A 15,561-nucleotide genomic window follows, 5' to 3' on the forward strand; every position below is an offset into this window, starting at 1 on the left:
TTCTTGATGATAAAGTCTAGAATTTCCATATTTAATAAAATAGGGACTCCAGCCTTCTTTAATTAGTTTAATATTAAAATTTTCTCCATTTTTTTGACATAAGCTATTAAACGACCTTGATGGTCGCGATATTTTTCTAAACAATTTTCTACAGGGTCGTCTGTATCAAATTCAATATCAACTTGAGCAAGTTCACCATCAGATAATATGAAATATTTCATTGCCATTTCTGATGCAGCTTTACCCATGTCTGTCACTGGTTTGGAATATTCAGAATAGCTTTCTTCAGCATCAACATAATCCATTCTGATAAATTCTCGTTTATCGTTTAATAAAACTTTAATTGTGTCACCATCAACTACTTTTGTAACTTGAATATTTTGAATTGTTGTGCCTTTTTTTTATTAGTTAAAGTTTGAGATTCCATGATCGGTAGCTTTTATTTTTTTGATTATTGCAGAAGAAAGAAGAAAGAAGAAAGAAGGAAAAATCTTACCTTGTCTGAGTTTTAAAATTTTTAACTGTTCTAACCTTTGGTTTGAGTGTATAACTAAAATAATATAGTATCGTACATTGAATCCGTCAAAAAGTAAATGATATAAGTAAGTAGGAAGGAAGAGGGAAGAAGGAATAAATATTGAAAAACAAATACAAATGATAAATGTAGCTTGATAAAATGAATTTGAGAAAATCTTTTAAGGATATATTTCGAGACGCACCTTTTTGTGGAATTATTTTTTCAAGCTGGTTTAAGTAGTTACGCAAAATTAATTAATTTGTATATTTGATGATAGTTTTCTCAAGGAATATCTGGAAGTATATTTTCAGCCCAAAGTTTATTTCCGTTCTTCCTCCAGATTGTGAATAAAATATCTATGAAGAGAGTAGAAGTCAAAATAGTTGATGAGGAAATTATTTAGGGTTTGCGTATGGAAAGTCTTTTTGCTGTGGTAGGAGACAGCTATACTGGAGACAGGAGAAACGGGGAATGAGCGAGGAAGTAGGAGCTAAGTTTTGTCCCAAGATTGTTCTGCCCAACTATGAGCCTAAAATACGCTCCATGCATGAGCGTGAAGAGCTGAAAACCAAGGTATTACAGACCCAAAAAGACACTTGTCTTTATATGTCAATGCTTTTAGATTTAATCAGCAGACCCTATTTAGTTATATTGCATCTCTAACAATTAATAATTAACAATTACCTTTCCTTGAAAACAAGAGAATTGACTAAAATGATTTTTTTCTTTTCTCTCCTTGATGTGTAAAAGCTTTAGACTTTAATTATTCGGTAAATTTTTTTCTTAATCAATTTCATCTACCGTTATATTACTTAAATTATCAAGATATTTATTTGATGATTTAAGTTTTAGGGATTGTTCTTAGATAGGGTGCATCTCAATGCAAGAATAAAGCCAAAAATTTATCGCTTTTAGGCAAAAGCTCCGAAAGGCAACAGCGGTCAGACCCCGCGCCGCCGCCAGGCGCAAGCGGTCGGACCCCGCGACGACGCCAGCTCGCTTGCGGAACGCCGACCAAGAGAGGGAATGCTGACCAAGAGAGGCAACAGGGAATATACAGGAAAAAAGTATTTTTGCTTGCTATGAGATGCACCCCTTAGATAAGGTGGAAAAATTTGGAGATAAGGTGGAAAAATTTGGCTATAAGTATCTATGGAATTAATTATAAAAATTATTTATTTATACACCTTCTAAAATTGCCTTTAAAGTAGTTAGCCATTGTTGACAAGGTTCATCAATAGGTGCAATATTACGGCGTTTCTGTGCCAGTGATTCAGTATAAGCAATTAACCATGCACTTGCTAACTTTTCTTCTGTCAGAAAACCCTCTTTTATTGCTTGATTAAATTTGTTTTTAATCCAATCTGTAAATGTAATTATTTCTAGAGAAATGCCAAATTATTCTTCTAATTCTTGACAACGAGAGATTAATTCTGATTGTCGCTGTAGTTTAACACTTGTAACAAAACCCGCCAATGTAACATTAGGATGACTTAACAACTTATCTGCTAGTTCCTCAATTTCATCTCGTAAATAAGCCTTACCGAATAATTAATAATTAATAATTAATAATTAATAATTAAATAATTCGCGCCTTGAAGCCTCCCCTTGATCGGGGAAAAAGCGGTTGAGGGATGGCGAGGTCCCCTCGCCATATCCAATCAACCAAGACAGCGGTCGTTTGCGCAGCATTCCGTAGGATGGGATGGCGATCTTCGGAGCGGCTCTGTCACTCTTCGGGTCTCGGAGCCATATCCAATCGACCAAGAGAAAAGAAATAATATTTCCTTATATTCAATTCCGTAGCGGTTAAAACCCGAGGTAATTATCAATTATCCATTATCAATTATCAATTAATGAACATATTTAGCATCCCAGGCTTCAATAATATTACCTTTTTCTAATATCTCAATATCGCCAATATTACCGTGCTTCTTATTTGCAGAACGCATTTGCGATAAAGGCTTAAGTTCACAATCTGGAAATAGTTGATTTTCTTGCATTGCCTGCATAAGACTATGTATAGCAATTTCCATAATACGTGCTGCATAATCAGATTCTTCTATATGTCTCCATATTAAGTCAGTAATAATTTGCTGATTTATAATTTCAGTTGATTCTAAAAAATGTTGAACTGAATCAAGAGTTTCTGTAGCTAATTTTTTAAATTCTCTAGCATTATTGAGTAGTTGTGATAGTAAGTAATGTAGAGCATTTTCTGAGTTTATTTGATTAGCTTCAATTAATTCTACAAGACTAAGCCATTCAAGACGCGCTCCTCTAATATTTGCTTTAGAAACAGGTGAATAAGGATAATTTTCGGCTAAACTGCGCGTCATCATAAATCCATCGGCATTGAGTTTTAAGAGTTCATATTTGCGCAAAATAGGAGTAATATATTGTTTGTCTAAAGAACGCATTGGTATTCCCTTTTGCCATGAAAAAGCATTTCTGTTTGTGCTGTTTTTATGTAGCCTAATACTTTATTTTTGTTCAATACTTTTTACACACAATAGACATCTTCAGAAAAGAGGGAATAGGGAATAGGGAATAGGTATGGAGGGGGAAATAACTGATAATTTATGTACGATAATTGATTTTATTTTTGATTTTTGGAGATGTCTAATTGTAAAATTGTCAAACCAACTAATGCTTTACCAACTTCACTGGTAACTGCATTAACAAGTATATTCAAATTATTTATTTGATTTTATTCGAGTTGATATACATCACTCATAGCACGTCAGCATTCAGCATTCAGCATTCAGCTATGAGTTATTAGCTCATTATCGCACCGAAGGAGGAATTAGTCTCCAAGGAGTGAAATATGTTTGCTTCCGCATTCCGTACCGAAAGAAAAAGGTTATCTGATAACCTTAGCAAGTCCTGTACGTTTAAAAGCTGATAACGCAGTTCCTCTGTAAGAGGCTAGCTGACTGCTAATAGCTGTTTGCGCAGCATTCCGTAGGAAATGCTTACCATAGCACTCTGGTCACGACAAGCAATAATTTGTTTTTCCAAGTAATCATTTGCAATTCCCTGGGTAGTTTTTTGATATCTGAGTCTAGTTTTATGGCTCATTTTGCCTTCCAAAAAAAGCTGTTCTTTGCCATTGCTTTCTATCAGTTAACTTTGATTTTTAAACACTCTTAAATATATATCACTCATTACCGAAAAATTCATGTATAAAGCCTCTCCATTCATGGAGAAAAAGCGGTCGAGGGATGGCGAGGTCCCCTCGCCATATCCAATCGACCAAGACAGCGGTCGTTTTGCTGGCGCACAACTCCGTTAACGCTACGCGACATGTTTGCGCAGCATTCCGTAGGAAAAAGCGCAGCGCACCCGTTGGGTGGGATGGCGAGGTCTCGGAGCCATATCCAATCGACCAAGAGAAGAAAAAAAATCCTTTGATCCAATCCTCTTATTTAGGGTTTGCGTATGGAAAGTCTTTTTGCTGAGGTAGGAGACAGCTATACTGGAGACAAGAGACAGGAGAAATGGGAATGAGCGAGGAGGTATACCCATTTGATAAATGTTTGCTACAAATAATTTTCTAGGTGTTAGGTGGTAGGTGGTAGGTGGTAGGTGTTATACTAGATTGATAAATGTTTGCTACAAATATCTAGGGTATTTCTTAGGAGTAAGTTCTCAGTCCTCAGGAGTCACACGGTAATGGCTTTAATACCATTTTTTAGGGTGTAAATTCTCTTTTTTGTCAAAGGGACATCTTCTGCATTTGTCTTTTTATCCCTCTTACTATTCGTAACATTCTTTTTTCAAATTGGTAGTAGGAGTAAGAATTCTAAGAATGATTTTTCTGCCCAACTATGCGCCTAAAATACTAGCTTTTTGAGCGTTTTCAACTGAAACAGGGGCACTGTAATTCGACCCTAAAAATGTTCAAACCTTTATATCTCAATACTTTTATAATTGATCGGTCAGCCCTATTTATAAGAAGAGGTAATTCTAAATTCTAAATTCTAAATTCTAAATTTTTTCTTAATTGCACACTTTTAGGATTTAAAGTCGGAAAAGTATAAGGAATTAAATATTCTCCAGGAATAATTTGAGGGTTTGTATTGTGATTCCTCACTTCATAACCAATTTTTCGTAAACATTGCATATACTGAAAAATATCCTCAGTATTAACTCCCCATAAAAAAGCTAATTTTTGAGTAGATAGTTGAGTTTTTACACCTATACCTTTAATAATAGATTCCACTACCCGCCAAATAGAATTAGTCTCTAATTCCCTAGAAAAACTCATTGTCATTTTAATCTTTGGTTGATACTGATAATATCCAGATAACTGAACTAAATCTGCTTTACCTGTTATTTGTCTCAGCTTTTCTTCAAATGCTTTCCATAATCCTGTAAATACTTCTAAATCCCAATCAGAAGCAATTAATTTTACTCTTTCTGTATTTAAAACCCAATCTGGGAAATTTGCTGAAGGTATTATATCTATAGAATATTGATTTTTTTTGTCTCTCAACTGACTCTTACCTGCATCTATTAGCCAACAACTAGAATGTAAATCATAGTTTAGATAAATTTTGACAGAATTACTTTTGGGTAAATCATGCCAACCAAAGTCTGTAGACAAAAATTTCTCTATATTTCTTTGATTTGGGTAATTATTGATTGATAGAGATACTGTTTGTAATTTCTCTAGAGATTGAGTAGAGAATTTAGCGATCGCTTCCTCAGCTTTTTCTGCATATCTTTTTGTTAACTGACGCTTTCTTTGTCTAAATCCCAGTTTTTGAGTTGGAGATAAATACTGCATGGAAAATGGTAACTTCACTCCCATAACTTGCTCCAAAATACCCAATGCTAAAATTCTGCCTAATTGTGGTGGTACAGAGTTACCAATTTGTTCAATACAAACTGAACGATTACCAACAATTTCATAAGCATCGGGAAATGTTTGAAGTCGTTTTAATTCTGCTATTGAAAACCGTCGATTTTCCCAACTAAAAGGTCCTGTATATTGCCCTCCTTGTGCTTTAATAGTTCTCACTGGCATTTCTGGGTCAGCCTTATAAAGAAAGTCAGAAAATTTAGAACGCCAACTAAAAATTGGCTGAGGATGACCCATTTTATCAGTGTAAAAACTATAATTTAATCCTGGTGGTATATCTGTTAATAAATGCCCATATTTACCTTTTATTTCTAACTTTTTCTCTGAGATATTAATATCTTTTACTGCTGCTAATGCTGTATAAAAAGGTTCTTTGCCAATAGAATCAGGTCCATGAGTAGGAGCAGGAAATAGGTAATTTCCTGTTTTTAATCCAACAATAAATAGTCGTTCCCGATGTTGTGGTACACCATAGTCTGCTGCATCAAGTATGCGATAGTAAATTGTATATCCCGCTTCTTGAAATGCGGTTTGAATTGTTTGCCATGCTTTGCCATTTTCAGCACCAATAATTCCATAAACATTTTCAAATAAAAATCCTTTTGGTTGTAGTTTTTTTAAAATGCGAACGTATTCTAAAAATAGTTTTCCTCTAGTATCATTTGTTCCAGGAACACCAGATGCTCTTCTACCTGCTGCTGAAAATGTTTGACATGGTGGCCCCCCAATAATAAAGTCTATTTCTAATTCTGGAGAGGGAAAATAGTCTCTGATATTAATGCAGATAGGTTGACTGTTTTCTAAGTATTTTCCTGGCTGAGAATTTGTTTCTAGAGTTTTAATATATTTTGGTTCTAGTTCAAGCATTTTGATTATTTGAAAACCGCAGTCATGGAAGGCAATATCTAGTCCTCCACCACCTGTAAATAAGCTTAGAGTTTTGATAGGAGAATAAGATTTTTTGGTGCACCAATTATGAATTAATTCCCCAAATTTATCAGGCCATCCAGGAGAATTTGTCATGTTCAGAGTTTTAAGTATTTCTTGAAATTGTGAGGTTGTTTTTGGTTCGGTATTGAGTATGTTTAAGGGTAGAGATAGTTGCTGCATAATTGGGGAATTACTCAATAAATTTATCTGAGATTTTATCATGTTCACAACAGATTTACTCTGAGCGATCGCCCACTTATTAACGAAGTCAGAAGCGAGTGTGTAATTCTGAGGTCCCCTAAGAATTTCATTAATTGATAATTGATAATGGATAATTGATAATTACCTCGGGTTTTAACCGCTACGGAATTGAATATAAGGAAATATTATTTCTTCTCTTGGTAGATTGGATATGGCGAGGAGACCTCCCCATCCCTCGACCGCTTTTTTCCCCTTAAAAGGGGAGGCTTCAAGGCGCGAATTATTTAATTATTAATTATTAATAATTAATAATTCGGTAAGACACACTTCATTACAGTCAGAAGTTATTTTTGTAACGGGGATGTGTGAGCAACTCTCCAAAAATATTTCGCCTTAAAAGGCGGGGTTGCGCGACCAATATTATTTTAATAAATTGAGATAATTTTTAATCTCAACAACAATTTTAGTTTGTGGATAGGATGCGCATTTATACAGAAAATTGTCAATGGGCAAAGCCAAGAATTAACTTAACAGAGGTCTGTAGAAAAGTGAATAGATAGGGAAGTGATCGACACAATACGCAAAGGCTAGGTTCAACAATTAATAATTAATAATTAATAATTAATAATTACCTCTTCTTTTCAAGAAGAGGATTGACTAATCATGAAAATTTTTTCTCTCTTGGTCTCATGAATATGACTCCGAGACCCGCTCTTATCAGAGCCGCTCCGAATGGCGTCATCCCACCCTACGAACTGCGCTACGACCGCTTGTTTCCCCTTTAAAGGAGAGGCTGTAAACCTTAATTATTCGGTAAAGTATTTAATACTATCAAATTTAATCAATACTTTTTAGCCTTAACTTATGCTATGAATTTTTAGAAGTTACCAATAATCAATACCTGAAATAAATCCATTAAATCAAAATAATATCAAAGATAAAAATGGGAAAGGCAGGAATAATTTGGCACTTATTGTAGAATCACATTATTATCTGCCTTACTCCACCAAAATTGAATACCTAATTGAATTGCTTCAATAAAATCTTTTTATAGGTATTTTTAAATCTAAAGCTCTCCTGCACCAACACGATTTCGTAAATTAATTAATTGTTCAATAGTTGTTTGAATAGAATGAAGAGCTGTGGCATCTTCTGATGCTTGCTTTGCTATATCTAATAAATAAATTGCTTCAGAAAGTTGATAATAAACTTCTTGGCTTCTAGTATTAATTTGGCTGAAGTTGAAATGATACATAGTTGAATACCCCTAATACTCTACAATTTCATCATCTCCTAACTCGTGGAAAACCACATCCTTCGACTGGTTCATCCTATTGGGTGATTATTATTTTGGATTAAGATTCAATATCGAGCATCACGCAAAAATATTTGATATTTTCTTAACATTGCCAATAGTCGTTAGCTGAATCGCCGAGAAGCCTCACGCCATAATGTGCAGATTTGGTGGATGAATCGGTGGCAAATTGAATGGGTTCGATGCCCATTCAATTTGCATGCCATCCCAGCAGAAGCTTTCGCCCTAGTTGAAAAACTTGTATTATTGTCTTGCAATAACCCCGGAAATTTTCCACCATGGGCACTGCCTACCAATATAAATTAAGGCCCAACAAAGAACAAATAGCCACAATAGAATTGTGGTTGGAATTGTTCCGTCAGCAGTACAACTATCGTTTGAGTGAAAGATTCTCATGGTGGTCAGAAAACCGTTGTCCAGTTAACGCTTGCCCCAAGGTGCATGCCAATTCCTCAACTCAGAGAAATTCCAGATTATTACTCTCAAAAACGAGATTTGGTCAATACCAAAGACAAGTTTCCTTATAAAAAGGTCGCTGATAAACGTAAAGATTTTCATTTTAAAACAGCCAATGAATTGTTATCACTCATCTGAAGTTATCCAATACGAAAACTTAAACATTAAAGGCCTAACAAAGACTCGTTTAAGTAAATCAATTAACGATGCGTTCGGGGGGACAATTCCTAACTATTTTAACTGTCAAAGCCGGAAATGCTGGAGGTGAAAACTATAGCAGTGAACCCCAAAAATACCAGCCAAGATTGCTCAAATTGTGGTGAAAAAGTCCCCAAAGAATTAAACATACGAACTCATTCTAGTCCGCATTGCGGTATTGTAATAGACTGCGACTTGTTTGCGTTTGCGCAGCATCCCGTAGGGAAGCATTCCTTAGGAAATGCAGCTATAAATATAAAAAATAGGGCGGCAGGGCATTCCGTCCTTAAAGCTCGTGGAGCCCGACGGAATACCGGGGCTACGAAACGAGAAGCCCACACTATAGTGCCAGCTTAGTGTGAGAGTATGTCACGATCGAGAATGTCAACAGAAATATATTATTTAGAGAAAAATAAATGGATCTAGTCAAACTCCAAAATTCATTGGACAATATCTCCTTTGCCATCTTGTTTGCCACAATGCTAATTTATTGGGTGGGTGCCGCTTTTCCTCGTATCCCCTATCTCTCGGTCTTGGGTTCTACCGGAATGGCGACCGCTAATCTCTCTATTGCAACCCTATTAGGGGCACGTTGGCTAGAAGCTGGCTATTTTCCCATTAGTAATTTGTACGAATCTCTATTTTTCCTGACTTGGGGACTTACTACTATTCACCTCATAGCTGAAAATATGAGTGGAAGTCGCCTGGTGGGAGTTTTTACATCTCCCTTGGCAATGGGTATTACTGCTTTTGCTGCCCTAACTTTGCCCTCCGGTATGCAGTTATCAGAACCTCTTGTGCCTGCTCTAAAATCTAATTGGTTGATGATGCACGTCAGTGTCATGATGTTGAGCTATGCGACTTTGATGGTTGGGTCTTTACTGGCGATCGCTTTTCTCATTGTTACCAGTGGCCAAAAAGTAGAGCTTAGTGGTAGTTCCTTTGGTACTCGTTCTGGAAGAAATAATCATTCTGTGAAGCTCTCAAAAAATTTGCAACTTCAAACAGAGGGAGCTACCCTGAACGAAATTGAGAATAACCATCAATCTTCTCCTCTATCTATAAACAATGGCCACAGTCAAACTGCCGTTTTAGAAATGGCTAGACCTACTCAAGTAGTCGAGACAGAAGTAACTCTTTCTCCTCAACGTTTGAGTATTGCCCAAACTTTAGATAACATTAGTTATCGTATTATTGGCTTAGGATTTCCTTTGCTGACTATTGGGATTATTGCTGGAGCAGTTTGGGCCAATGAAGCTTGGGGTTCCTATTGGAGTTGGGACCCGAAAGAGACATGGGCCTTGATTACTTGGTTAGTATTTGCTGCCTATCTCCATGCTCGTATTACTAAAGGATGGCAAGGAAGACGACCTGCTATTTTGGCTGCTACTGGATTTGCTGTAGTCTGGGTATGTTATTTAGGGGTAAATCTTTTGGGTAAGGGTTTACATTCCTATGGGTGGTTTTTTTAGTTAAGTGTTAATGGCGTACAACATGAACGGGACTTACGCAAATTGACTTTTAAACCACCATCTGTAGGGGCGAATAAAATTCGCCCTCGCCATAAGTAGAGTTTATGCGTAAGTCCTGATGAATTTTAACCATGGAAATTAATTCTTGTTGTGCGTTAATTATCAAGGTAAGATTGGCAAACAAAAAATATTAGTGTTCAATAATGGATAATTTATAATTGATAATTACCTCTCCCTAAAAGGAAGAGGATTGAATAATAAGGAAAATATTTTCTCTCTTGGTCGATTGGATATGGCTCCGAGACCCGCTCTTATCGGAGCCGCTCCGAATTGCGCCATCCCACCCTACGGTTCGCTTTGAAGATCGACCGCTTGTTTCTCCACGGTGAGTGAGAGGATTTTTACCTTAATTATTCGGTAATGGGGATAAATTTAGGATAATTAAATATGGAAGCTGAAGTTACTTTACTAAATAATGATGATGTTTTGTCTACAAGTGCTAGTCTTTTAATGTTTCAATGTACATTTCAAGTCAGTGAATATATAACGATGATTTTAGCTAGGTTGGAGTCAGAAAATTTATTTGAAGAAGGGCTAGAATGTCAATTATTAAGACCTGGTGATTATTGGAAAAAAGGAAAAGTGAAATTTCGTTTAGAATTTTTTCCAGAAACTGAAAAAGATTTATCTGAAGCTGTCGGTCCTATTTCTCAACCTTTAGCTGACCCTATACTAACTTCTGATGAACAGCCACAGAATGTAGGAATGTGGAGTTAATATTCAAGCAATTTTTTCAATATAGCAATTCCCAAAAAGCGTGAAGTACAAAATTCGTTGGCTTTAGGGAACAGGGAACACCGGATCTGGGAACAGAAGACAAATAAAGATAGGTGTACTCCATTAGGCTGAGAAACGTTATAATTAACTAACAATAGACATATCGAGAAAAGAGGGAGTAGGTCATTTCAGTTATCGGTTATCAGTTATCAGTACCTCTTCAATAAAGAGGCTACGAAAATACGGAATTCTCTTTTTTTTATCCCCTTAAAAGGGGAGCTTTAGACCAGGATTTTTCGGTAATAGAGAGTAGAAAACAAATTTTTTGTAGTTTAATATCAAATTCATCAGAAGTTGCATAGGGAAATATATCGAGGTTGACTGTAGTGGCGTGACACACCTAAAATGTTGCAATAGTAGGTGCGGGTTCCACGTTAAATTAATGAGTCTTAACCAATTAGATGAACCCGCTCCTACCCCAATAGAAATCTCCCGCAAAAGAGGGAATAGGGAATAGGGGGAAAGAACTGATAATTTCTGTACGATAATTGATTTTATTTTTGATTTTTGGAGATGTCTAATAGTCTAGCGCACAAAATTAGGTGTGTCAGTCCAGTAGATCGAGATAGATAAGTTCTTGAACAAGGAAGAAGGAAGAAGGAAGAAGGAAGAAGGAAGGAGGAAAAAATAATTCTGTGCCACCTCACATAAAATTGGTATAACACCAATTTGATAAATATTTGCTACAAATAGTTAGGCTATTTCTTAGGAGTCAGGAGTCAGGAGTAAGGAGTCGTATGGGAATTGCTTCAATACCAGTTTTTAGGTCGTAAATTCTCTTGGTGCGCGTTCCGCAAGCGAGCTGGCGTCGTCGCGGGGTCGCACCGCTCTCTTGGTCGATTGGATATGGCGAGGTTCCCTCGCCATCCCTCGACCGCTTTGTCAAAGGTACATTTCCTGCAAAATCTTTTTATCGCACTTATTATTTGTAACATTCTTTTTTTAAATTGGTATAACATCTAAAACCTAAAACCTAAAACCTAACGCCTAAAACCTAAAACCTAAAACCTAAAACCTAAAACCTAAAACCTATGGCATTTAGAGATATTTTAGCAATGGAAAATCAAGATAACTTTCAAGAAAAACGTTGCTCAGAACTTTTACTATATTTGGCTTTAAATATAGAAAATTTCCAAATATTACCCAAAATAAAATTAGAAACAGACCTGCCTCAGACAATTATAGATGGGATAAGAAAGTATTTTTTGACTTATCAATCTGCCTGTGAATATGCTAACCAGATCTTCCTAGAAATTTACCAATCTGGTGCAATAAAAAAATACTGTCAACAAAGCAAAATAGGCAAAAAATTACCAACCGCTTTTTATATTCATATCTCTGCTTTAGCACAACTTCATCCTTTACTACAACTCTACGAAAATTTAGCTCATCGTTTATATCTCAAAGCAACTTCTCAGCAGAAAGTTGATGCAAAAACCACCACATTAATTAAATTTAACTTTGATAAACCCACAATTTCTTATCTCCACTATCCAGACTTCGACACCGACCCTCATCCAGCTTTAAAAACTAGCATTTCCATCAACATGAATAGTGGAAAAGTTGAGTATAGAAACTACCAAAATAGTAAAAACCCCCCTGTGCTGCATCGCAAAGAAACCTTTGTGAATACTGACTATCCCCACTACAAAAAATTTGCTAAACTGACCAGTGCTGAAGTGAAATTAGGACTGTTAGATAATACTCGCTTAATTGGCACTCGCCAAGGATGGTTCACACACCTAAAAAATCATGGAATTGAAATTAAAGACCATCATGTAATTCAAAATACTATTGAAATACCAATTCCCAAAATAGAACGCCACAAAGCAGCGATCGTTCGTAAAAAAATTTCTAAACCAGTACGTTTGGGTTTAGAAGCAAATCTCTTTACAGAAGGTACAACCTTTTTTGATTATGGTTGTGGTCACGGTGGGGATATTAAACATATTGCTCAAAAAGGTTATCAAAGTGCAGGATGGGACCCCTATTATTCGCCCAATAATACTTGTATATCTGCTGATGTTGTCAATCTTGGTTATGTAATTAATGTAATTGAATCTTTAGCAGAACGTAGGGAGGCTTTGATTAAAGCTTGGGGGTTGACTAAACAGGTTTTAATTGTTTCCGCTATGGTATTAATTAATGACCAGAAAACCAAGAATAAACTTGCTTATGGAGATGGCATAATTACAGCTCGTAATACTTTTCAGAAATATTATGAACAGGAAGAATTAAAGTCTTATATTGACCAAGTTTTAAATGTAGATTCTATCCCTATAGATTTGGGTATTTTCTTGGTATTTAAAGATGAAAAACAGGGGCATAATTTTCGAGCATCTCGATTAAAAACTCGTTTATCTAGACCTAGAATTAACTCCAAAAATCAGCAATTTGTAGATTATGAAGAACAGCTTATACCTTTGATGAATTTTATGAGCGATCGCGGTCGTCTTCCGGTCAGAGGAGAAATTGCTGAAGAGGCAGATTTAATTGCAGAATTTGGTAGTTTTCGTCGTGCATTTCGAGTAATTCTGCAAGCTACAAATGCTGTAGAATGGGACCAGATAACTGACAAACGTCGCCAAGATTTATTAGTATATTTAGCCTTGAGTAAATTTGGCAACCGTCCTAAATTATCCCAATTAGCAACAGTAGTTAAAAATGATATTAAAGCTTTATTTGGTAGTTATAGCCAAGCTTGTACATTAGCCGATATATTGTTATTTAGTTTGGGTAATTCTCAACTAATTAATAAATGTTGTCAAAATAGTTCTATTGGTTATAAATTTTATAATTCTCTGTTAGTTCATGTTTCTGCTGTAGCAAAACTCGATCCGTTGTTACGACTTTATGAAGGTTGTGCTAATCGTACAATTGGTAGATTAAATGAGGCAACTATCATTAAATTTCATACAAAATTACCGATAATATCCTATTTATTTTATCCCGATTTTGACACAGAAGCTCACCCAGTTTTGCATACAAGTATGCACATTGATTTACGAGATTTAAGTGTCAGTTATCAGAGTTATACAAATGAATATAATCCGCCAATTTTACATAGAAAAGATGCTTTAGTAACACCAGATTATCCAGACTATGAAAAATTTGCTAAACTCACACAACAAGAAGAAGATAGAGGACTATTAAATGACTGGAAAAATATTCAAAACCGAATTAGTTGGCTCAAATGTTTAGAAGAAAATTGTACAGAAATTAAAGGTCATCGTGTTTATTGGCAAACTAATGTTGACCCTTATCGCTTAAAAATATTAAAGTCTGCTCATGCTACTAGGAAGCGGGAAAGAAAAAAACAACTATAGCGCGTAGCGCTAGGGAATAGGGAATAGGGAATAGGGAATAGGGAACTTTCATCAATTCATAATGGATAATGAATAATGGATAATTACCTCTGGTTAAAACCGTTACGGAATTGAATATCAGGAAATCTGATTTCTTCTCTTGGTCGATTGGATATGGCTCCGAGACCTCGCCATCCCTCGACCGCTTTTTTATCCTTAAAAGGAGAGGCTTTAAAGCGAATGGATTAATTATCAATTATCAATTGTCAATTATCCATTGTAAAAGGGTTTTTTCCTGTATAGCGCTACGCGAACAGGATTGGAAAATTTCCTAACCAATTCTTGTAATGCTATAAATCAGGAATGAATAAGCTAGTGACTGAAGATGTTCTATAGTGTTTATCAAGTTTCTGAAGTACAATTTTTTTATTATTTTCAAGGAGAGGTAAGTAGGCAGGTGTTAAAATTTATTGTGAGATGAAGGCAGGAGACAGAAGGCAGAAGGGAAGAGGTTTTAGAGCTACTTTACTTTTTGTTACATACTTAGTTTTTTTGTGCCAACTTACTCAATTATTAATTATTAATTATTAATTATTAATTGTTGAATACTTCCTGCTCCCTAAAGCAGTAAAACTTTGTACCTCATCAACTTGATAACTACTGTAAAATAGTTAAGAATAAGTCAACTATAACCAGAAAGCAATGAATAAATTATTTGAAAAAATAAATACCCAAGTAACGATTTTAGGAAGTCTTATTGCTATCCTTTGGATTGTACAAATTATTAATTTTGAATTTTTAGCAGGAAAATTGAACTATTATGGCGGAATTCATCCTCAAAGTTCTACAGGACTTACGAGTATTTTTTTAGCTCCATTTTTGCATGGTAGTTATGGTCACTTAATGGCTAATATTCCCCCATTAATTATTCTCGGTTGGTTAATCATGTTACGGGGAGTTCGTGATTTTTTCTTTGTGAGTATCGTTACTATAATAGTTAGTGGTTTAGGTATTTGGTATTTCGGTGCGCCTAATTCTGTTCATATTGGTGCAAGTGGATTAGTTTTTGGTTATTTTGGGTTTTTGCTACTCCGAAGTTTATTTGACTTCAGTGTTTTATCAGTAATATTCGCCTTAACTGCTGGTTTTCTTTACAGTGGTTTAATCTGGGGTATTTTGCCTTCCGATCCTAATGTCTCTTGGGAAGCACACTTATTTGGTTTTCTTGGTGGGATATTGGCAGCTCAACTTTTGGGTAAACGTAAACAAAATAGTTAAAGTAGAATTGATAGGTATTCAATTTCGGTAATTATGATGATTTATGATGCGAGCAAGATGCTCGCACTAATTGCCCTAATCAACCGCCAGGTTGCTATAAAAGAAAGAGGATATATATCGGTTTATTTCCTAAGAAAATCATGTCCGGTTGAATACTTACAAATAAGGCAGTAGGAAGCAGGGAG

The 15,561-nt window shown here is 35.6% G+C and carries 11 protein-coding genes and 1 pseudogene; 6 read left to right on the top strand and 6 right to left on the bottom strand.

Features of this window, described 5'->3' with window-relative positions; all coding sequences use genetic code 11:
• Positions 1-9: 9 nt before the first annotated feature.
• From SAGCYANO_RS45400 to SAGCYANO_RS23065, 6 genes and pseudogenes are all read right to left on the bottom strand, one after another.
• Positions 10-72 (bottom strand): annotated as a pseudogene (locus SAGCYANO_RS45400) (hypothetical protein); the annotation flags it as partial.
• Positions 63-305, bottom strand: a complete 243-nt coding sequence (locus tag SAGCYANO_RS45405; protein ID WP_237396553.1) for a hypothetical protein — start codon at positions 303-305, stop codon at positions 63-65. The gene SAGCYANO_RS45405 and the pseudogene SAGCYANO_RS45400, both read right to left, overlap by 10 nt.
• Positions 306-2,370: 2,065 nt before the next feature.
• Positions 2,371-2,937: a hypothetical protein gene (locus tag SAGCYANO_RS23050; protein WP_202222209.1), complete on the bottom strand. Its 567-nt coding sequence runs from the start codon at positions 2,935-2,937 to the stop codon at positions 2,371-2,373.
• Between the two features lie 508 nt (positions 2,938-3,445).
• The gene (locus SAGCYANO_RS23055; protein ID WP_202222210.1) at positions 3,446-3,598 is read right to left on the bottom strand and encodes a hypothetical protein; all 153 of its coding nucleotides are present in this window, start codon (positions 3,596-3,598) and stop codon (positions 3,446-3,448) included.
• A gap of 895 nt (positions 3,599-4,493) precedes the next feature.
• On the bottom strand, positions 4,494-6,512 hold the full coding sequence (locus SAGCYANO_RS23060; RefSeq protein ID WP_237396554.1) for a DNA cytosine methyltransferase: 2,019 nt from the start codon (positions 6,510-6,512) through the stop codon (positions 4,494-4,496).
• Positions 6,513-7,581: 1,069 nt separating this feature from the next.
• Entirely contained in the window at positions 7,582-7,770 is a 189-nt protein-coding gene (locus tag SAGCYANO_RS23065; RefSeq protein WP_202222211.1) for a hypothetical protein, read from the bottom strand.
• 338 nt (positions 7,771-8,108) lie between these two features.
• On the opposite strand from SAGCYANO_RS23065, the gene SAGCYANO_RS50590 reads away from it, so the two are divergent.
• From SAGCYANO_RS50590 to SAGCYANO_RS23095, 6 genes are all read left to right on the top strand, one after another.
• Positions 8,109-8,357 (top strand): helix-turn-helix domain-containing protein, encoded by a 249-nt coding sequence (locus SAGCYANO_RS50590; RefSeq protein ID WP_375339977.1) that lies wholly within the window; start codon positions 8,109-8,111, stop codon positions 8,355-8,357.
• 193 nt (positions 8,358-8,550) lie between these two features.
• The gene (locus tag SAGCYANO_RS50595; RefSeq protein ID WP_375339978.1) at positions 8,551-8,841 is read left to right on the top strand and encodes a zinc ribbon domain-containing protein; all 291 of its coding nucleotides are present in this window, start codon (positions 8,551-8,553) and stop codon (positions 8,839-8,841) included.
• Positions 8,842-8,900: 59 nt separating this feature from the next.
• Positions 8,901-9,956 (top strand): c-type cytochrome biogenesis protein CcsB, encoded by a 1,056-nt coding sequence (gene ccsB, locus SAGCYANO_RS23075; protein ID WP_202222212.1) that lies wholly within the window; start codon positions 8,901-8,903, stop codon positions 9,954-9,956.
• A 447-nt stretch (positions 9,957-10,403) separates the two neighbouring features.
• Positions 10,404-10,733, top strand: coding sequence for a KGK domain-containing protein (locus SAGCYANO_RS23080; protein ID WP_202222213.1), 330 nt, complete (start codon positions 10,404-10,406; stop codon positions 10,731-10,733).
• A gap of 1,115 nt (positions 10,734-11,848) precedes the next feature.
• Positions 11,849-14,119 carry a DNA phosphorothioation-associated putative methyltransferase gene (locus tag SAGCYANO_RS23090; RefSeq protein WP_202222287.1) on the top strand — a complete coding sequence of 757 codons (2,271 nt, stop codon included), beginning with the start codon at positions 11,849-11,851 and terminating at the stop codon, positions 14,117-14,119.
• A 681-nt stretch (positions 14,120-14,800) separates the two neighbouring features.
• The gene (locus SAGCYANO_RS23095) at positions 14,801-15,376 is read left to right on the top strand and encodes a rhomboid family intramembrane serine protease (RefSeq protein WP_202222215.1); all 576 of its coding nucleotides are present in this window, start codon (positions 14,801-14,803) and stop codon (positions 15,374-15,376) included.
• Positions 15,377-15,561: the final 185 nt, after the last annotated feature.

This window comes from Okeania sp. KiyG1, from assembly GCF_014132355.1.
GTDB lineage: Bacteria > Cyanobacteriota > Cyanobacteriia > Cyanobacteriales > Microcoleaceae > Okeania.

Bases quoted from the DNA above. Each gene is read 5' to 3' on its own strand.
- SAGCYANO_RS45405 (WP_237396553.1), bottom strand. From the start codon at position 305: ATGGATTATGTTGATGCTGAAGAAAGCTATTCTGAATATTCCAAACCA.
- SAGCYANO_RS23050 (WP_202222209.1), bottom strand. From the start codon at position 2,937: ATGCGTTCTTTAGACAAACAATATATTACTCCTATTTTGCGCAAATAT.
- SAGCYANO_RS23055 (WP_202222210.1), bottom strand. From the start codon at position 3,598: ATGAGCCATAAAACTAGACTCAGATATCAAAAAACTACCCAGGGAATT.
- SAGCYANO_RS23065 (WP_202222211.1), bottom strand. From the start codon at position 7,770: ATGTATCATTTCAACTTCAGCCAAATTAATACTAGAAGCCAAGAAGTT.
- SAGCYANO_RS50590 (WP_375339977.1), top strand. From the start codon at position 8,109: ATGGGCACTGCCTACCAATATAAATTAAGGCCCAACAAAGAACAAATA.
- ccsB (WP_202222212.1), top strand. From the start codon at position 8,901: ATGGATCTAGTCAAACTCCAAAATTCATTGGACAATATCTCCTTTGCC.
- SAGCYANO_RS23080 (WP_202222213.1), top strand. From the start codon at position 10,404: ATGGAAGCTGAAGTTACTTTACTAAATAATGATGATGTTTTGTCTACA.
- SAGCYANO_RS23090 (WP_202222287.1), top strand. From the start codon at position 11,849: ATGGAAAATCAAGATAACTTTCAAGAAAAACGTTGCTCAGAACTTTTA.
- SAGCYANO_RS23095 (WP_202222215.1), top strand. From the start codon at position 14,801: ATGAATAAATTATTTGAAAAAATAAATACCCAAGTAACGATTTTAGGA.